This window comes from Lentzea miocenica, from assembly GCF_033949945.1.
Lineage (GTDB): Bacteria > Actinomycetota > Actinomycetes > Mycobacteriales > Pseudonocardiaceae > Lentzea > Lentzea miocenica.
The window spans coordinates 449,055-466,868 of sequence record NZ_JAXAVW010000001.1; the positions used below are offsets into that span (position 1 = coordinate 449,055).

Below are 17,814 nucleotides of genomic sequence, written 5' to 3' on the forward strand. Positions count from 1 at the left end.
CCCCCTCCGTCCGGATCCGTGCAGTGAACGCGGGGGTCTCGATAAGGTGCTGATCACCGGGATGAGGGGGCGGTTGTGGCGAGCCAGTTCGGCTTACTGCTGCGTCAGTGGCGGCAGCGGGCGGGATTGAGCCAGGAGGCGCTCGCTCAGCGCGCCGCCGTGGGCATTCGCACGGTGCGCGGGCTGGAGACGGGCGAACGGACCGACCCGCGGATGGGCACCGTGCGCGCGCTGGCCGACGCGTTGGAGCTGACCGGGGCCGAGCGGTCCGAGTTGTTCGCCGCCGCCGGGCGCCACGAGCCCGTTGTCGTCGCCGAGCCGGTGCGGTTCGACCCGCTGGCCGAGGCCGTGGAGACGTTGAAGGTCGCGGTCGAGGCGCGGTGGCGGCGCGAGGAGGAGCAGGGCCAGATCCACGACCCCGTGCCGTTGCCGGTGCGGTGGGACGCGGCGCCAGAGACGTTGCGGGACAGCTGGCTCAACATCGGCGGCGAGGCCGCGCTGGACGGGCGGCTGGACCAGGTCGTCGAGGTCTACCGGAGGGTCGGGTCGCGGCGGCTCGTCGTGCTGGGGCGTGCGGGGTCCGGCAAGACGGTGCTGACCACGCGTTTCGTGCTCGACCTGCTCGGCGCCCAGGATCTCCGCGACCCGGTGCCGGTGATCTTCAGCCTCGGATCGTGGCATCCGGACCGCGTCGGGTTGCGCGACTGGATGGCCGAGCAGCTGACCCGCGATCACCCGTTCCTCGGGGCCCCCGGACCCAGCGGCGGGACGTTGGCGGCAGCGTTGGTGGACGCCCAACGGGTGTTGCCCGTGCTGGACGGGTTCGACGAGATCGCGGCCGGGTTGCATCGGCCTGCTCTCAACGCGTTGAACACCACCACTCTGCCGTTGCTGCTCACGAGCCGTGTGGACGAATACCGGGACGCGGTCGCGGGCACGGACGTGCTGACGTCGGCGGCCGCAGTGGTGCTGGCTGACCTGACGTGCGACGACCTCGCGGACTACCTGCCGCGCACGACGCGTAAGGCCGGACCGGGCGGGAACGTCTGGAAGCCCGTGCTCGACGAGGTGCGCAACGGCGGTGTGTTGGCTGAGGTGCTCACGACGCCGTTGATGGTGGCGCTCGCACGGCGTATCTACAGCGACACGCCTGACCACGATCCAGCCGAACTGCTGACCTTCGGCACCGCCGACGAGATCGAACGGCACCTGCTCGGCAGCTTCGTGCCCGCCGTCTACGGCGCCGACGCCGAACAGGTGCGGCCGTGGCTCGGTCACCTCGCGCTGCATTTGAACCGGCTCGGGACCCATGACATCGCGTGGTGGCAGGTCGGGACCTCGTCACGCAGGCGCGCGTCGATCATCGGGCTCGCCGTCGGGGTCGCGGTCGGCGTGACGGACCTGGTGGTCGAAGCCGTCATGGTCGGTGCGCTGATCATCAGAGGGCTGCTGTTCGCGTCGATGATCGGGCTGGCCACGGGGGTGGTCTTCGGGCTGGCGCACTGGTACGTGGCCCGGACCGCGCCGCTCGAACCCGTGCGGACCCGGTTGAGGCTGCGCGGCCGGTTCGGCAGGCGGGTGTGGCTGCGAGGACTGCTCGGGCTGGGGTTCGGCGGGGCGGTCGGCGCCGCGTACGGGGTGGTGCGGGCGGTGGCGTTCTGGCTGGTCACGCCCCTGTACGAGATGACTTCGGGGGTTCTGGTCGACGTCGGTGTGTTCGCGCTGGTGTTCGGGCTCGGCGCCGGAGTGGTGTTCGGCCTGGTCGCGGCGCTCGAATCGCCGCTGGACGTGCGCTCGGCGGGCAGCCCCGACGACCTGATCGAGGCGAACCGGCGCCACGTGCTGCGGCTGGTGTCGCTGTTCGTGCCGGTGTTCGCGGTGTTCGTCACGATGGCCACCGGAGCTGTCGCGTTCGGCCTCACGGCGTTGCGGTTCGAGGTCGTGTGGTCGCCGATCACGGCGCTGAACCTCGGCCTCGTCGGCGGTGTCGGCGGCGGCCTGGCCTATGTCCTGAGCCTGACCGCGTGGGGGCAGTGGGTCGTGTTCGCGCGCGTCTGGTTGCCGCTGACCGGACGGCTGCCGTGGCGGCTGCCGGCCTTCCTCGACGACGCGTACCGGCGTGGCGTGCTGCGCCGGGCGGGCGCGGTCTACCAGTTCCGGCACGCCCGCCTCCAGGATCATTTCGCGCGTTTGCGCTGATGGGAGGGACCGGCCACAAGTGGCCGGTCGTCTGGCCTGTCCTTCGTTCGGCCCCGCTGTGATCGTTTGCCGGGCCGGACGAGGGAGGGGAATCCAGGGGTGTCAGGCAACGAGTCACCGCCAACCGAGATCAACTGGGAGGCGTACAGCCACGAAGAACTGCACAGGATGCTGTGGCAGGACGCCGACGTCGCGGACGTGAGCACGGTCGCCGACGAGTGGACGCGCCACCGCGCCGCGTTGGACACGCACGCCGAGGTGCTCCGTGAACAACGCACCGCGCTGCTTCACGGGTGGCACGGCGCCGCGGCGGAGGAGGCCGCGGCCAGGCTCGCCACGCTGGCCGAGCGGATCGAGAAGATCAGCGAGCTGGCGGCGGCGGGGCAGCAGGCCGCGCAGGACTCGGCGGACGCGCTGGCCGCGGCGAGGGCAGCGATGCCGCCACCGCCGCCGGCGGGGACGACGATGCCCGCGTTCGCTGGGCCGCCGGCGGGACCGGCGGCATCGGCTGGTCCCGCGGGAGTGGGGGCGCAGGAGGCGCCGATGCCGGTTGCGCCTGGCCCGTTCGGGTCGCCGAGCGTGCCGACGCCGGTCGGGTCGCCGCTGGCGCCGGGTCCGTTCGAGCTGCTGAGCGCACCAGGCGAGTTCGGGTCGCCGAGCGTGCCCGCGTCGTTCGGAGCACCGCTGGCGCCGGGTCCGTTCGAGCCGCTGAGCGCACCAGGCCAGGTCGGGTCGCCGAGCGTGCCCGCGTCGTTCGGAGCACCGTTCGTGCTGCCGAACGCGCCCGCACCGCTCACCACACCAGCTGCGTTCGACCTGCCGACGGCCCCGGCCGCGTTCTCGCTGCCGAGCGCGCCTTCGCCGTTCTCGCTGCCGAGCGCACCCGCACCCTTCGCGTTGCCGAGCGCTCCGGCGATGCCGGCCGGTTCGCCGGGGTTCAGCTTCTACTTCGGCGTCGCCACGGCTGACCAGCAGAAGGCCCAGGCCGTCCGCGCGATGCAGACCTACGAGTCCAGCCTCAACGGCAGCGGCCGCCTCATCGACGACGCCCGCGGCAACGTCCCCCAGGCCGCTTCCACGGCCCAGGCGGCGGCAGCGACACCCGTGAGGACACCCAGCTCAGGTGGCGTGCCCTGGCAACGGCTCGTAGGCGGCGGCAGCGGTGGTTCGGTCGCCACGACGCGAGGTTCAGTCATCGGTGCCGGGAGCCCGATGAGTCCGGTGAGCCAGCAGACCCAGCTCAGCCCAGGCATGCGCACGGGCGTGATGTTCGGTCAGGCAGTTGGGCCGACGATCACGGGCTCGCCCATCGCGGACGCACGGTCTGCCGCACAAAACGGCGCGATGGGACAACCGCTCGGTGGCGCGCGCAAGGACGACGACCAGGAGCACGAGAACCAGATGCCGACGCTCGACCACGGACTGTTCGCGGTGAACGAGCGTGTGTCGCCGGCAGTGATCGGAGAGGAACAGTGACCAGCTTCGAGGTCGCGCCGGACGGGCTGCAGGACCGCATCAAGACGTTGACCAGGCTGGCCGAGCTGACCGGTGACTTGGTGGCGACCGCGAGCAGGCTGGCCGAGCGGCAGCCGTTGCTCGGGACCGCCCCGCCCGCCCAGGACCTGTCGAAGAGGCTCAAGGCGGCGGGGTCGGGGCTCGCGGGCGAGGTGGGTGCGGCCGAACGTGAGGTGCGGGCGTTCCAGGAGATGCTCGCGCAGATCAGGAACACCTACACCGAGACCGACGCCGAGCAGGCGCGCAAGGCGGGGCGATGATCGCCTTCGACCTGGTGGAGATGGACCTGCTCGCGACGCACGCCGGGGTGCGCTGGCCGTTTCCGTTGCGGGTGCCGTCGTTCGGCAAGCTCGCGGACGAACGCGCGACGCTGCTCGCCGAGGCGGGGCACGGGCTGCAGGCGCGGGGGCTGGCGGAGGCGCACGGACCGACGGGTATGGCTGCGGCACTCGTCACCGCGCTGTGCGAGCACACGGCCGTGGTCGACCTCGTAGTGCGAGGAACTGGTGCCGTCGCGATGGTGCACGGCGACGAGGCGATCGTGTGCACGCAGTCCGAGAGCACGGTCCGGGTGATGCACGTCGAGGCGGAGACGCTGGGCGATGAGCTGGTGGCGTTGGTGCCGGAACTGCGGCCAGCGCAGGTCATGCCGATCACGCTACCGCCCGGCGCGAAGTTCGACCTCGAGGTCGTCGGGCAGGGCCAGGCCGGCGTGACGAGGGGCGGCCAGCGGCAGGAAGTGTCCTGGTTGGACAGTGCGGGTGGCCGGGTCAGGGTGGATGTGGGCGACGACGGCTGGGTCAGCGTGAATCCCATGCGGCACAACGACCTGGTCCGTGCGATAGGTGAGCTCGCCGCGGTTGCGCGAGCCTAGAAGAGGGGGAGAAGTGGATCCAGCACAGTGGCTGGCGGACTACCAGGAACGCCTGGAACGAGTGGCCTACAGCGCGCGCAGCGCCAGTGCGAGCCTGGCCGAGGTCGGGGCGAGCGCGACCTCGCCGCGCGGTGAGGTCACGGTGACCGTCAACGCGGGCGGCGTGCTCGGCGACGTCGCGCTGACGCCGGCGGCACGCAAGCTCGACGTCGACACGCTCGCGATGCTGATCGTCAGCACCGCGCGGGAGGCGCAACGACTGGCGAGCGCCCGGATGACCGAGGTGATGGCGGACTACCTCGGCGAGAGCGACGCACTGCACCAGGTCACGAAGCACCTGCCGGAGGCCGTGCGATGAGTTTCGTCGTCGATCACGAGCAGCTGCGGCGCCACGCCGCGACGCTCACCGGGTACGCGGACCAGCTCTCCGCGACGGGAGGACGGCTGCCCGACCAGCTCGGCGGGGAGTCGCTGGGGTCGTTCGCGCAGTTCATGACCACCGGCCTCAGCGGCGCGATGGGGGAGACCATGGGCGGCTTCGCGCACGTGGCGTCCACAATGGACCAGGTGGGCGAAGGCATGCGCCGCACCGCGGAGACCTACCAGCGCACCGACGAACGCAACGCCGAGACCGTCACGGGGGCCGGCCGATGACCGCCACCGCGACGGACGCGGGCACGATCGCCGCACTGCTCAACGAACTCCGCACCACCACCAACGCCATCGCCGGCGACGAATGGCTGTCGGCGGACCTCGCGGCCACGCCCAAGGCGCCGATCAGCGAACTCGGCTCGAACGGCAAACCGTTGCAGGCCTTGGACAGCGCGGGCGTCGGCTTTCTCACGCCGATGATCTCGTTCCTGGAAGAGCCGCTGAACCAGCTCAAGGGCAACCCGGACGGCGTCCAGCAGGGCGCGGGGGAGTTCCAGAACGCGGGCAAGGCGGCGAGCACGCTGGCCGACGAGTACAGCGCGAAAGCGAAGAGCGAGACCGACAGCTGGACCGGTGACAGCGCGACCGACTACGCCAAGACCGGCAAGGAACTGGTCGACGGCGTGCTGTCCGTCGCCGAGACCGCGCTCACCAACGCGAGCGCGCTGATCAAGGCCGGTGAGGTGGTGGCCCAGGTCGTCGCCGAGGTCACCCGGCTGATCACCGAGGCGATCGGCAAGATCGTGCCGATCATGACCGAGGCGATCGCGGCGGCGCCGTCGACGTTCGGGCAGAGCATCGCCATCGCCATCCCGCAGTGCGTGCAGATCGCCGTCGACTGCGGGGTCAAGATCGCGGCCAAGCTCGGCGAGTTGCTGGCGAGCGGCGAGAACCTCATCAAGCTGGTCGAGGGCGCGCAGGCCGTGCTGAAGATCGTGAAGCAGGCGCTGTCGGTCATCGGCGAACAGGCCCAGAACGGTTCAACACAGAGCGGTTCGGCGAAGCTGCCGACGGCCAAGGGGGCGACCGCGTGAAGCGCATCGCCGCGCTCGTCTGCGCGTTCCTGCTCGTCGGTGTCGCACCGGCGAAGGCCGACGACGGCGTGCAGACCGTGCTCAACCAGTACCAGGCGCAGGCCGGTCCGGGTGCCGCCGTGCACTACCGCGGCGGCACCCTGTCGGCCGGCACCGCGAAGATCCACGAACAGCGTGTGATCACGGCCGCCGACCACTTCCGGATCGGCAGCCAGACCAAGACGTTCACCGCCGCGGTGATCCTCCAGCTCGTCGACGAACGCCGCGTCGAGCTGGACGCGCCGATCTCCCGGTACCTGCCCGGCGTCGTCACCGGCAACTACAACGGCGACGTGATCACCGTTCGCCAGCTGTTGCAGCACACCAGCGGCCTGGTGAACTACGTCCGCGACGCGCAGGCGAACCCCGACGGCACGTTCACCCTCGCGGAACTGGTCCGCTCGGCCATGGACGAGCCCGCCCAGTCCGCACCCGGTGCCGCGCAGAACTACTCCAACGTCGGTTTCCTGGTGCTGGGCATGCTGATCGAACGCCTCACCGGCAAGCAGGCCGGTGACGCGATCACCGAGCGGATCATCAGCCCGCTCGGCCTGACGCGGACGAAGTTCCCGGCACCGGGAAACCGCGCGCTGCCGGCGCCGTTCCTGCCGGGGTACCTCGGCGGCCGCCTCGGCCCGATCTTCTTCTGGACCGAGGCGACCACCGCGATCGAACTGTCGTTCTGGAGCACCGCAGGCTCGATGTCGTCCACTTTGGACGACCTGCAGCGCTTCTACCGGGCACTGATCAACGGCCAGGTCGTCTCACCCGCGGCACTCGCCGAGATGAAGCAGACCTGGGGCCAGAACGGCACGTACGGGCTCGCCCTGGTCAAGCTGCCGCTGACGTGCGGTGGTGTGGCGTGGGGTCACAACGGCGCCCTGCTCACCGGCCACCACTCGTTCACCCTGGTCACCGACGACGGCCGGTTCGCGTCGGTGGTGACCAACACGAACGGGATGAACTCGACACCGTCCTCGTTCGACGTGGCCAACAAGGCGCTCTGTTCCAGCTAGTCGGGTGCTAGCTGGTGAGGATGGCCCGTGCGAGTGCGGCGGTCTCCGACGGCGTCTTGCCGACCTTGATCCCGACCGCCTCCATGGCCTGCTTCTTGGCCTCCGCCGTGCCCGAGGACCCCGAGACGATGGCGCCCGCGTGGCCCATCGTCTTGCCCTCGGGCGCGGTGAAGCCGGCGACGTAGCCGACGACGGGCTTGGACACGTTGTCCCGCACGAACTCCGCCGCCCGTTCCTCCGCGTCACCGCCGATCTCGCCGATCATCACGATCAGCTCGGTCTCCGGGTCGGCCTCGAACGCCGCGATCGCGTCGATGTGCGTGGTGCCGACGATCGGGTCGCCGCCGATGCCGACGCACGTGGTGAAGCCGAAGTCCTTCAGCTCGTGCATCAGCTGGTAGGTCAGCGTTCCCGACTTCGACACCAGCCCGATCGAACCGGGCTTGGTGATGTCGGCCGGGATGATGCCCGCGTTGGACTTGCCTGGACTGATGATGCCGGGACAGTTCGGGCCGATGATCCGCGTCGACTTGCCCTGCTTCGACATGCCCTGCTTCGACATGCTCTGGGCGTGCGCCCAGAACTGTGCCGTGTCGTGGACAGGGACACCCTCGGTGATCACCACCGCCAGGCCGATCCCGGCGTCGATCGCCTCGATCACCGCGTCCTTCGTGAACGCGGGCGGGACGAAGAGCACCGACACGTTCGCGCCGGTCTGCTCCATCGCCTCGCTGACCGTGCCGAACACCGGCAGCGTCACGTCGCCGAAGTCCACGGACGTGCCGGCCTTGCGCGCGTTCACGCCGCCGACGACCTGCGTGCCGGCCGCGAGCATCCGCCGGGTGTGCTTGGCGCCCTCCGACCCGGTCATGCCCTGCACGATCACGCGGCTGGTCTCGTCGAGGAAGATCGCCATCAGGACTCCCTACCGGCGCCGGCGAGCGCGGCGGCACGGTATGCCGCGTCGTCCATCGTGTGCGCCACGGTGATCAGCGGGTGTCGTGCTTCGTCGAGGATGCGGTGGCCCGCCTCGGCGTTGTTGCCGTCGAGCCGCACCACCAGAGGCTTGTCGGCGCGATCGCCCAGCAGCCCGAGTGCCTGCACGATTCCGTCGGCCACCGCGTCGCACGCGGTGATGCCGCCGAAGACGTTCACGAACACGCTGCGCACCGACGGGTCGGACAGGATGACGTCGAGTCCGTCGGCCATCACCTGGGCCGAGGCGCCGCCGCCGATGTCGAGGAAGTTCGCGGGCGCGGCACCGGCCAGCGCCACCACGTCCAATGTGGACATGACGAGGCCGGCGCCGTTGCCGATGACGCCGACCGAGCCGTCGAGCTTGACGTAGTTCAGGCCCTTCTCGGTGGCGCGCACCTCCAGCGGGTCGCCCTCGGCGCTCGCGTCTGGACGAGAGTGCCGGAAGGAAGCGTTGTCGTCCAGCGTCACCTTGCCGTCGAGCGCGACGATCCGGCCGTCTTTGGTTCGTGCCAACGGATTGACTTCGACGAGTGTTGCGTCCTCGGAAACGAAGACCTTCCACAGAGCGGAAGCGACCGCGTTCACCTCTTCGGCGATTTCCGGTGGGAACACCGCAGATGCGTCGAAGGTCGAAGCTGGCATTCGAGTGATGGAGTCCGTCATCTCCTCGATCTCCATGCCGCCGGTGGCCGACGCCATGCCGATGAACGTCCTGTTGGCACGATCGAGAAGGAATGACAGGTAGTACTCCTCGGCGATCTCGCTCGCCTCGGTCACCAGCACCTTGTGCACGGTGTGGCCCTTGATGTCCATCCCCAGGATGGCGGAGGCCGCTGACGCTGCTTCGTCGGGCGTCGAAGCGAGCTTGATGCCGCCGGCCTTGCCGCGCCCGCCGGTCTTCACCTGAGCCTTCACCACCACGGTGCCGCCCAGGGTTGCGGCTGCCTCGCGCGCGGATTCAGGAGTGTCCGCCACGAAACCGCGCGGAACGGGCACTCCGCGGCGCTCGAAGAGGTCCCGCGCCTCGTGTTCGAAAAGATCCACCGTCTACGTCCTCTCGCCGAAAACTTGCGGCCATCTATGGACATCCGGTTGGTAGCGGAGTAACGATATGCCTACCTCATACGGTATGCAATCTACAGTCGAAGCGCCAAGGGGAGCTGATCGCCGATGACGAGTTCCGCGGAGGCAGGGTTGGACTCTGGGTCGGACTCTGGGTCTATTTCGGGAGGTCACTTGGTGGCCAAGGCGCTCAAGGCCGAGGGCGTCGACACGATCTTCACGCTGTGCGGCGGGCACATCATCGACATCTACGACGGCTGTGTGGACGAGGGCATCGCCGTCATCGACGTCCGGCACGAACAGGTCGCGGCACACGCGGCCGACGGCTATGCCCGCATCACCGGCAAGCCCGGTTGCGCCGTCGTGACCGCGGGACCCGGCACCACCGACGCCGTCACGGGCGTCGCCAACGCGTTCCGCGCGGAGAGCCCGATGCTGCTGATCGGCGGCCAGGGTGCGCTGAGCCAGCACAAGATGGGCTCACTGCAGGACCTCCCGCACGTCGACATGATGACGCCGATCACCAAGTTCGCCGCGAACGTCCCGCACACCGCCCGCATCGCGGACATGGTGTCGATGGCGTTCCGCGAGGCGAACGCCGGCGCGCCAGGCCCGGCGTTCCTGGAGATCCCGCGCGACGTCCTGGACGCCAAGGTGCCGGTGAGCACCGCACGAGTACCGGAAGCGGGCCACTACCGCGCGTCCACGCGCAGCGTCGGTGACCCGGCGGACGTCGAGAAGCTCGCGGACCTGCTGGTGCACGCCAGGAAGCCGGCGATCCTGCTGGGCAGCCAGGTGTGGACGACGCGCGCCACGGACTCCGCGATCGACCTCGTCCGCACCCTCAACATTCCCGCGTACATGAACGGCGCGGGTCGCGGCACCCTGCCCCCTGGCGACCCGCACCACTTCCAGCTGTCGCGCCGCTACGCCTTCGACAACGCCGACGTGATCGTCATCGTCGGCACCCCGTTCGACTTCCGGATGGGGTACGGGCGCAGGCTTTCCGCGAACGCGACGGTCGTCCAGATCGACCTCGACTACCGCACCGTCGGCAAGAACCGCGACGTCGACCTCGGCATCGTCGGCGACGCGGACCTGGTGCTCTCCAGCGTCACGCAGGCCGCGTCCGGTCGCGAGGACAACGGCGCGATGGGCCGCAAGGTGTGGCTGGAGGAACTGCAGGCGGTCGAGGAGAAGGCCCGGCAGAAGCGCTCGGAGCACCTGCTGTCCGAGGACCTGCCGATCCACCCTTACCGCCTGGTGAGCGAGATCAACGACTTCCTCACCGAGGACTCCATCTACATCGGTGACGGCGGCGACGTGGTCACGTTCTCCGGCCAGGTCGTGCAGCCGAAGTCGCCTGGCCACTGGATGGACCCCGGTCCACTCGGGACGCTCGGCGTCGGCATCCCGTTCGTGCTGGCGGCCAAGCTCGCCCGGCCGGACAAGGAGGTAGTGGCGCTGTTCGGTGACGGCGCGTTCAGCCTCACCGGCTGGGACTTCGAGACGCTGGTCCGCTACAACCTGCCGTTCGTCGGCATCGTCGGCAACAACTCGTCGATGAACCAGATCCGCTACGGCCAGGCCGCGAAGTACGGCCTGGAGCGCGAACGCGTCGGCAACACGCTGGGCGACGTCAAGTACGACCAGTTCGCCAAGATGCTCGGCGGCTACGGCGAGGAAGTGCGCGATCCCAAGGACATAGGCCCGGCGCTGCAGCGTGCCCGCGAGTCGGGCAAGCCCTCGTTGATCAACGTGTGGATCGACCCCGACGTGTACGCGCCCGGAACCATGAACCAGACGATGTACAAGTAGGTGAGCTGACCAAAATGGGTAAAACTCCGACCAAGGCCCTGGAGGGCGTCAAAGTCCTCGACATGACGCACGTGCAGTCCGGACCGTCGTCGACCCAGCTGCTCGCCTGGCTGGGTGCGGACGTCATCAAGCTGGAAACGCCGGGACGCGGTGACATCACGCGCGGCCAGCTGCGTGATCTGCCCGAAGTGGACAGTCTTTACTTCACGATGCTCAACTGCAACAAGCGGAGCATCACGCTCAACATGAAGGCCCCGGAAGGCAAGGAGGTCTTCGAGAAGCTCGTCGCCGACGTCGACGTCCTCGTCGAGAACTTCGGACCCGGTGTCGTCGAACGGTTCGGCTACCCCTGGGAGAAGCTGCACGAGCTCAACCCCGAGCTGATCTACGCGTCGATCAAGGGCTTCGGACCCGGCCGCTACGCCGACTTCAAGGCGTACGAGGTGATCGCGCAGGCCATGGGCGGCTCGATGAGCACCACCGGCTTCGAGGACGGCCCGCCCCTCGCGACCGGTTCCCAGATCGGTGACTCCGGAACCGGAATCCACCTGGTGGCCGCGATCCTGGCCGCGCTGTACCAGAGGACCAACACCGGGCGCGGCCAGCGCGTCCAGGTGGCCATGCAGGACGCCGTCCTGAACCTGTGCCGGGTGAAGCTGCGCGACCAGCAGCGGCTCGCCCACGGGCCGCTGGGGGAGTACCCGAACGAGCAGTTCGGGGACGCGGTGCCCCGTTCCGGCAACGCATCCGGTGGTGGCCAGCCCGGCTGGGCGGTGCGCTGTGCCCCCGGCGGCCCCAACGACTACATCTACGTGATCATCCAGCCGGTCGGGTGGAAGCCGCTGACCGAGCTGATCGGCAGGCCCGAGCTCGCCGAGGATCCGGCCTGGGCCACGCCCGAGGTCCGCTTGTCCAAGCTGGACAAGGCGTTCGCGCTGATCGAGGAGTGGACGGAGAAGCACACCAAGTGGGAGGTGATGGACAAGCTCAACGCCCACAACATCCCGTGCGGACCCATTCTGTCCACAAAGGAGATCATCGAGGACGAGACGCTGGCCGAGCTGGGCACCGTCGTCGAGGTCGACCACCCGGAGCGCGGCACGTTCAAGACGGTCGGCAATCCGCTCAAGCTCTCCGACTCGGTCGTCGAGGTCCAGCGCCCGCCGTTGCTCGGTGAGCACAACGACGAGGTGCTCGGCGCGTTGGGCTACAGCGCCGACCGGCTGGCCGGACTCCGCGCGGCCGGCGTCATCTGACCGCCCAGAACATCCCAGGGAGACGAAATCTCATGCCGGACAACGGCTACGACCGCGCCGCGGTCGAGAACGTACTCGCGAAGGTGCGGGCGGAGGGACGGTCGTCGCTCACCGCGCCGGAGGGCAAGCGGGTCTGCGACGCCTACGGGATCGCGACCCCGGCCGAGGCGCTGGCGAAGTCGTCGGAGGGCGCGGTCGCGTTCGCCGAGGAGATCGGCTATCCGGTCGTGCTCAAGATCGTCTCACCGGACATCCTGCACAAGACCGAGGCCGGCGGTGTGCTGGTGGGCCTGCGGAACTCGAGCGAGGTCGCCGAGGGCTACCGCACGATCATCCACAACGCCAGGAACTACCAGGCGGACGCCGAGATCACCGGCGTTCAGGTCCAGCAGCAGCTGCCGACCGGGAAGGACGTCCACGAGGTCATCGTGGGCGCCACCACCGACGAGACGTTCGGCAAGATCGTCGCGTTCGGTCTCGGCGGGATCCTGGTCGAGGTGCTCAAGGACGTCACGTTCCGGCTGGCGCCCACGACTGCCTCAGAAGCCCTGTCGATGGTCAACGGCATCGCGGCCGCGGAGATCCTGCGGGGTGTGCGCGGCGCGGAAGGCGTGGACGCGCGGAAGCTCGCCGACCTGATCCACCGCGTCTCGGCTCTCGTCACGGACTTCCCGCAGCTCGCCGAGGTCGACCTGAACCCGGTGCTGGCAACGCCTTCCGGGGCCACCGCGGTCGACGTGCGGATCCTGGTGGACGAGAACGCCGCGAAACAACCGCACCGGTTCACCCAGGACGAGATCCTCACCTCGATGAACCGGATCATGAAGCCGGCCGCCGTCGCCGTGATCGGTGCCTCGAACGAAGAGGGCAAGATCGGCAACTCGGTGATGAAGAACCTCGTCAACGGCGGGTTCCAGGGAGAGATCTACCCGATCAACCCCAAGGCGGACGAGATCCTCGACCTCAAGGCGTTCGCGAGCATCACCGACGTGCCGGGCGACATCGACGTCGCGGTGTTCGCGATCCCGGCCAAGTTCGTGCCGGCCGCGCTGGAGGAGGTCGGCAGGAAGGGCGTCGCCGGCGCGATCATGATCCCGTCCGGCTTCGGTGAAACGGGCAACCAGGAGCTGCAGGACGAGATCGTCACGATCGCGCGCAAGCACGGTGTGCGCATCCTCGGTCCGAACATCTACGGCTACTACTACACGCCGGAGAACCTCTCAGCGACGTTCTGCACGCCGTACGACGTCAAGGGCGGAGTCGCCCTCTCATCGCAGAGTGGCGGAATCGGTATGGCGATCCTCGGATTCAGCCGTTCCGCGGGCATGGGCGTCTCCGCGATCGTGGGTGTGGGCAACAAGGCCGACATCGACGAGGACGACCTGCTGACGTTCTTCGAGCAGGACCCGAACACCCAGCTCGTCGCCATGCACCTGGAAGACCTGAAGGACGGTCGTTCCTTCGCGGACACGGCAAAGCGGGTCTCGGCCAAGAAACCGGTCGTGGTGCTCAAGGCGGGACGAACCGACCAGGGCGCCAAAGCGGCCAGCTCGCACACCGGCGCACTGGCGGGCAACGACCGGGTCTACGACGACATCCTCAAGCAGAGCGGCGTGATCCGCGCACCCGGCCTGAACGACCTGCTGGAGTACGCGCGCGGCATTCCGCTGCTGACCACGCCGAAGGGCGAGAACGTCGTCATCATCACCGGCGCGGGCGGCTCCGGTGTGCTGCTCTCGGACGCCTGTGTGGACAACGGGTTGTCGCTCATGGAGATTCCGGGCGATCTGGACGCGGCGTTCCGGAAGTTCATCCCGCCGTTCGGCGCGGCGGGCAACCCGATCGACATCACCGGCGGGGAACCGCCCTCGACGTACCGGAACACGATCGCGCTCGGTCTCGCGGACGACCGCATCCACTCGCTGATCCTGGGCTACTGGCACACCATCGTCACGCCACCGATGGTGTTCGCGAAGCTCGTGGTCGACGTCGTGGAGGAGTACCGGGCGAACGGAATCCACAAGCCCGTCGTCGCCTCGCTCGCCGGCGACGTCGAGGTGGAGGAGGCCAGCGAGTACCTGTACCGGAACGGGGTAGTTGCGTATCCGTACACAACGGAGAAACCTGTCGCGGTACTGGGCGCGAAGTACCGGTGGGCACGTGCCGCCGGACTCCTGGGCTAGCAACAGGGTTTTGTGTAGCAAGGGAGAGATGGCCCGTCCGCGACCGTGACACGCCCACGGTCGCGAACCCGCCAGGGAGGTCAACGAAGACAGCCGGTCCTCTGGAGGTTGTTAACCGTGGATGATCCAAATCTGGCTGCTCGCACGGATGTCAGCACGCCACCTGAGAGTGTTGAATCTTCAGGGAAACGTGTCTGGCCCGCGGGCAAGCTGGAAGCGATGCCCATCAGGAAACTCCCCGACGCGCCACCGTCGATCCACCTGCTCGGCCCCACGGTGTTCCTGGTGGCGCTCGGCGTGGGCATGGGCGAGTCCTACATGTGGCCGCGCCTGGTGCTGGTCTTCGGGCCGGACATCAGGTGGCTCTTCCTGATCGGCGTGACGCTGCAGGCCGTCGTCATGCTCGAGATGGCGAGGTACGCGATGGCGACGGGGGAGAGCATCTTCTTCGGCGCCGCACGCGTGTTCAAACCGATCATGTGGTTCTTCTTCGTGGTGGCGATACTCGTCTACATCTGGCCGGGCCACCTCTCCGCGGGGGCGGCGGCCCTGGAGAAGATCACCGGCATACCGTGGACGGTCTCGGCGTGTGTCGGCCTGATCCTGGTCGGGGTGTTGTTCAGCCTGGCCAAGGTCATCTACAACCTGCTCGAGAACCTGCTGTCCATCCTCATCGGACTGCTCGTCGTCAGCACCGCGGTGGTGGCGGCGATGGTCGGCACGTGGGGCGACCTGACCAGCACGATCAGCGGCATGTTCCAGTTCGGGTACTTCCCGGCACAGGCCATGTCGCCGGAGTGGTTCCCGATCATCGTCGGCTCGATCGCGTTCGCGGGACCGTCCGGCATGCAGCAGATGTGGTACACGCTGCACCTGCGCGACAGCGGGGCCGGCATGGGCGCGCACATCCCGAAGCTGCGCGGGTTGCGGCACGCGGGTGAGGAAGAGCAGATGCCGTCGCGCGGTTTCATGTTCGACACCGACGACAAGGCGGAGCTGGCCAAGTGGAAGGGCTGGCGGCGCTGGGTCACGTTCGACGCCCTGTTGTTGTTCTGGGGCATCACGATGCTCGTCACGGTTTCTTTCACGGTCCTCGCGCAGTCGGCGAGTCGCACGAGTCCGGACGTCAAAGCACTCATCGAGTCCGGTGAACGGGAGGCGGCACTCAACGCCATGTCCGACGCCTTCGCGTCAGCCGGCGGACCGGTGCTCGGTGCGGTGTTCCTGGGGTTCATCGCGTTGATCGGCCTGAACGCCACACTGGGCCTGTTCGACTCGTTCTCCCGTGGCCAGGCGGACATGACGTACCACTTCGTCAAGGGTGCGAAGAAGTTCCGCATGTCGCACCTCTACGCGGGATTCCTGTGGGGTGTCATCACGTTCGGCATTCTGATCCTGTTGTTCGGACCGGCCGACGGACCGGGAGCGATCCTCGACGTGCTCGCGTTCCTGTCGACGTTCGCCATGGGCGCCTACTGCGTGGTGCTCCTGCTGGTGAACAACCGGATGTTGCCCAAACCCATCCGCCCCAAGCTGATCACGAACATCATCATCGGCTTCGGCGCGGTGTTCTACCTGGGCATGCTGTTCTTCAGTCTCATCAAATTCGGCGTAGTGGTGGGCTGAGATGCAGATCCGCGAAGGCTTTCTCAAAGAAGCGGTGCCCGGCGCGTTCGTCGGTCTCGCCGCGGGGCTCATCGCGGGAGGGCTGGCCGCGCTCGTCGGCCAGCCGCTCGGGTGGGCTCTGGTGACGACGGTCGCGCTCGGCCTGCCGCTGGGCGCGCTCGGCGGTGGTTTCGGCCTGCTGGTGGCGGCAGGCCGCCTTCCGGCCGGGCGGTTCGCTCCCGTGGCGCTCTACTGGCTCGTGGGATTCCCATTGGCCAGGCTGATGCACGAGATCACCGTGAGCCTGGTGCTCACCGGTCGGGTTCGACTGCCCTCGGACCTGGCCGGTTTCCTCGCCTACCAAGGGATCGTGAGCTTCGGCTGGGCCATCGGTTTCCTGTGGCTGCACGAACGCATCTCGATGCGTCTCCGTGCGCGAGCCACCGCCTCCCGCTGACCTTCCCTTCCGCCGAAGGAGCCAAGGATGTTGGATCTGCCCGTCTGGGTGTGGATCGCGACCATGGGCGGCATCGCCGCGGTGATCGCGTTCGACTTCTATCTGGTGGCACGCAAACCGCACGAGCCGACGTTCCGCGAGTCGTTGTACTGGGTGCTCTTCTACGTCGGCCTGGCCGTCGTGTTCGGACTCGGCGTCACGTTGTTCGCCGGGCCCGGCCACGGCGGTGAGTTCTTCGCCGGCTGGATCACCGAGTACTCGCTGAGCGTCGACAACCTGTTCGTGTTCGTGCTCATCATGGCCAGGTTCGCGGTGCCGCGGGAGTACCGGCAAAAGGTGCTCATCGTCGGCATCATCCTGGCCCTGTTGCTGCGAGCCGTGTTCATCGCCCTGGGCGCACAGGCGATCTCGCGGTTCGACTGGCTGTTCTACCTCTTCGGTGCGTTCCTGATCTTCACCGCGTGGAAGTTGTTGCGGCAGGAGGAGACCGAGGAGGCCGAGTTCTCCGAGAACGCCGCGTTGCGCGCGGTGAAGAAGGTCGTGCCGGCCACGACGACCTACCACGGTGCCGCGTTGACGGCACGCATCGACGGCAAGCGGGTCGTGACGCCGATGCTGATCGTGATGGTCGCGGTGGGCACCACGGACCTGCTGTTCGCGGTGGACTCGATCCCGGCGATCTTCGGCCTCACCAAGGAGCCCTACCTGGTGCTGACCGCCAACGCGTTCGCGTTGATGGGCCTGCGCCAGCTGTTCTTCCTGGTGGGTGGCCTGCTGGATCGCCTGGTGCACCTGAGCAAGGGCCTTGCGGTGGTGCTCGCGTTCATCGGGTTCAAGCTCATCTTCGAGGCGATGCACCACCACGGTGTCTCGTGGGCTCCGGAGATCCCGATCGTGGTGTCTCTCGGAGTCATCGTGGCCACGCTCGCCGTCACCACGGTGTGGAGCCTGCACACCTCACGGCGGGCTGCCCGCTCCGCTGTGGAGGGTGCCGAGAGTGCACAAAGGAGCGAAGACGCTCCGGTGAAGGACAATCAGCCGTGAATCGTGTGGCCCTCGGCGCCCTTCCCCTGGGAGTCGGGGCGCAGCGTCTTGGCCACGGCCGCGACGGCTTCGGCGTCCCTGCGCTGCTCGTTCAGCGCGGTGGACAGTCCGAGGCCGATCGCGCGGCCGTCGGCGGAGGCACCGCCGCGCGGCTGGGTGAGCGAACGCGCGAAGTTCTTGAAGCGGGACATGGTGTTCCTCCTGTCGATGGTCGTGGCTCCCGAGGCGCGCAGAAGCCCGACAGGGACTGTGGCACGGGAGGAGCAGGGGTGCGGGTGGGGTCTTGCCCACCGGCCGCCCAT

Annotated in this window: 17 protein-coding genes; 14 read left to right on the top strand and 3 right to left on the bottom strand. The window is 68.4% G+C overall.

Going from position 1 to position 17,814, the window contains the following annotated elements:
• The first annotated feature begins 75 nt into the window (after window positions 1-75).
• The 8 genes from SK803_RS02160 (at window position 76) to SK803_RS02195 (ending at window position 7,109) form a co-directional block, all read left to right on the top strand.
• Complete coding sequence (locus SK803_RS02160) at window positions 76-2,199, top strand: XRE family transcriptional regulator (RefSeq protein ID WP_319963991.1); 2,124 nt, start codon at window positions 76-78, stop codon at window positions 2,197-2,199.
• Window positions 2,200-2,298: 99 nt separating this feature from the next.
• Window positions 2,299-3,675, top strand: a complete 1,377-nt coding sequence (locus SK803_RS02165; protein ID WP_319963992.1) for a hypothetical protein — start codon at window positions 2,299-2,301, stop codon at window positions 3,673-3,675.
• Complete coding sequence (locus tag SK803_RS02170; RefSeq protein WP_319963993.1) at window positions 3,672-3,974, top strand: hypothetical protein; 303 nt, start codon at window positions 3,672-3,674, stop codon at window positions 3,972-3,974. The genes SK803_RS02165 and SK803_RS02170 overlap by 4 nt, the downstream gene beginning before the upstream one ends.
• Window positions 3,971-4,588 carry an ESX secretion-associated protein EspG gene (locus tag SK803_RS02175; protein WP_319963994.1) on the top strand — a complete coding sequence of 206 codons (618 nt, stop codon included), beginning with the start codon at window positions 3,971-3,973 and terminating at the stop codon, window positions 4,586-4,588. Before SK803_RS02170 ends, SK803_RS02175 begins: the two co-directional genes overlap by 4 nt.
• Window positions 4,589-4,601: 13 nt before the next feature.
• Window positions 4,602-4,946 carry a YbaB/EbfC family nucleoid-associated protein gene (locus SK803_RS02180; RefSeq protein ID WP_319963995.1) on the top strand — a complete coding sequence of 115 codons (345 nt, stop codon included), beginning with the start codon at window positions 4,602-4,604 and terminating at the stop codon, window positions 4,944-4,946.
• Entirely contained in the window at window positions 4,943-5,242 is a 300-nt protein-coding gene (locus SK803_RS02185; RefSeq protein WP_319963996.1) for a type VII secretion target, read from the top strand. Before SK803_RS02180 ends, SK803_RS02185 begins: the two co-directional genes overlap by 4 nt.
• Window positions 5,239-6,054, top strand: coding sequence for a hypothetical protein (locus tag SK803_RS02190; protein WP_319963997.1), 816 nt, complete (start codon window positions 5,239-5,241; stop codon window positions 6,052-6,054). Before SK803_RS02185 ends, SK803_RS02190 begins: the two co-directional genes overlap by 4 nt.
• Window positions 6,051-7,109: a serine hydrolase domain-containing protein gene (locus SK803_RS02195; protein ID WP_319963998.1), complete on the top strand. Its 1,059-nt coding sequence runs from the start codon at window positions 6,051-6,053 to the stop codon at window positions 7,107-7,109. The genes SK803_RS02190 and SK803_RS02195 overlap by 4 nt, the downstream gene beginning before the upstream one ends.
• Before the next feature lie 7 nt (window positions 7,110-7,116).
• Here the strand turns inward: SK803_RS02195 and sucD are convergent, their stop codons facing one another.
• Both sucD and sucC read right to left on the bottom strand, forming a co-directional pair.
• Complete coding sequence (gene sucD, locus SK803_RS02200) at window positions 7,117-8,025, bottom strand: succinate--CoA ligase subunit alpha (protein ID WP_319963999.1); 909 nt, start codon at window positions 8,023-8,025, stop codon at window positions 7,117-7,119.
• On the bottom strand, window positions 8,025-9,131 hold the full coding sequence (gene sucC, locus SK803_RS02205; protein ID WP_319964000.1) for an ADP-forming succinate--CoA ligase subunit beta: 1,107 nt from the start codon (window positions 9,129-9,131) through the stop codon (window positions 8,025-8,027). Before sucC ends, sucD begins: the two co-directional genes overlap by 1 nt.
• A gap of 126 nt (window positions 9,132-9,257) precedes the next feature.
• Here sucC and SK803_RS02210 point away from each other — a divergent pair, with 126 nt between their 5' ends.
• From SK803_RS02210 to SK803_RS02235, 6 genes are all read left to right on the top strand, one after another.
• Window positions 9,258-10,967: a thiamine pyrophosphate-binding protein gene (locus tag SK803_RS02210; protein ID WP_319964001.1), complete on the top strand. Its 1,710-nt coding sequence runs from the start codon at window positions 9,258-9,260 to the stop codon at window positions 10,965-10,967.
• A 14-nt stretch (window positions 10,968-10,981) separates the two neighbouring features.
• Complete coding sequence (gene frc, locus SK803_RS02215; protein WP_319964002.1) at window positions 10,982-12,223, top strand: formyl-CoA transferase; 1,242 nt, start codon at window positions 10,982-10,984, stop codon at window positions 12,221-12,223.
• 32 nt (window positions 12,224-12,255) lie between these two features.
• A complete protein-coding gene (locus SK803_RS02220; protein ID WP_319964003.1) occupies window positions 12,256-14,406 on the top strand; it encodes an acetate--CoA ligase family protein in 2,151 nt (716 codons plus the stop codon).
• 219 nt (window positions 14,407-14,625) lie between these two features.
• Complete coding sequence (locus SK803_RS02225; protein WP_319964004.1) at window positions 14,626-16,032, top strand: Nramp family divalent metal transporter; 1,407 nt, start codon at window positions 14,626-14,628, stop codon at window positions 16,030-16,032.
• Between the two features lies 1 nt (window position 16,033).
• A complete protein-coding gene (locus tag SK803_RS02230; protein ID WP_319964005.1) occupies window positions 16,034-16,468 on the top strand; it encodes a hypothetical protein in 435 nt (144 codons plus the stop codon).
• A gap of 30 nt (window positions 16,469-16,498) precedes the next feature.
• Entirely contained in the window at window positions 16,499-17,512 is a 1,014-nt protein-coding gene (locus SK803_RS02235; protein ID WP_319964049.1) for a TerC family protein, read from the top strand.
• Here the strand turns inward: SK803_RS02235 and SK803_RS02240 are convergent.
• A complete protein-coding gene (locus tag SK803_RS02240; protein WP_319964006.1) occupies window positions 17,503-17,703 on the bottom strand; it encodes a hypothetical protein in 201 nt (66 codons plus the stop codon). The genes SK803_RS02235 and SK803_RS02240 overlap by 10 nt on opposite strands.
• Window positions 17,704-17,814: the final 111 nt, after the last annotated feature.

What these genes read in the sequence shown, in the direction of transcription:
- SK803_RS02175 (WP_319963994.1), top strand. Translation starts at nt 3,971, where the DNA reads ATGATCGCCTTCGACCTGGTGGAGATGGACCTGCTCGCGACGCACGCC.
- SK803_RS02185 (WP_319963996.1), top strand. Translation starts at nt 4,943, where the DNA reads ATGAGTTTCGTCGTCGATCACGAGCAGCTGCGGCGCCACGCCGCGACG.
- SK803_RS02190 (WP_319963997.1), top strand. Translation starts at nt 5,239, where the DNA reads ATGACCGCCACCGCGACGGACGCGGGCACGATCGCCGCACTGCTCAAC.
- sucD (WP_319963999.1), bottom strand. Translation starts at nt 8,025, where the DNA reads ATGGCGATCTTCCTCGACGAGACCAGCCGCGTGATCGTGCAGGGCATG.
- SK803_RS02210 (WP_319964001.1), top strand. Translation starts at nt 9,258, where the DNA reads ATGACGAGTTCCGCGGAGGCAGGGTTGGACTCTGGGTCGGACTCTGGG.
- frc (WP_319964002.1), top strand. Translation starts at nt 10,982, where the DNA reads ATGGGTAAAACTCCGACCAAGGCCCTGGAGGGCGTCAAAGTCCTCGAC.
- SK803_RS02220 (WP_319964003.1), top strand. Translation starts at nt 12,256, where the DNA reads ATGCCGGACAACGGCTACGACCGCGCCGCGGTCGAGAACGTACTCGCG.
- SK803_RS02225 (WP_319964004.1), top strand. Translation starts at nt 14,626, where the DNA reads ATGCCCATCAGGAAACTCCCCGACGCGCCACCGTCGATCCACCTGCTC.
- SK803_RS02230 (WP_319964005.1), top strand. Translation starts at nt 16,034, where the DNA reads ATGCAGATCCGCGAAGGCTTTCTCAAAGAAGCGGTGCCCGGCGCGTTC.
- SK803_RS02240 (WP_319964006.1), bottom strand. Translation starts at nt 17,703, where the DNA reads ATGTCCCGCTTCAAGAACTTCGCGCGTTCGCTCACCCAGCCGCGCGGC.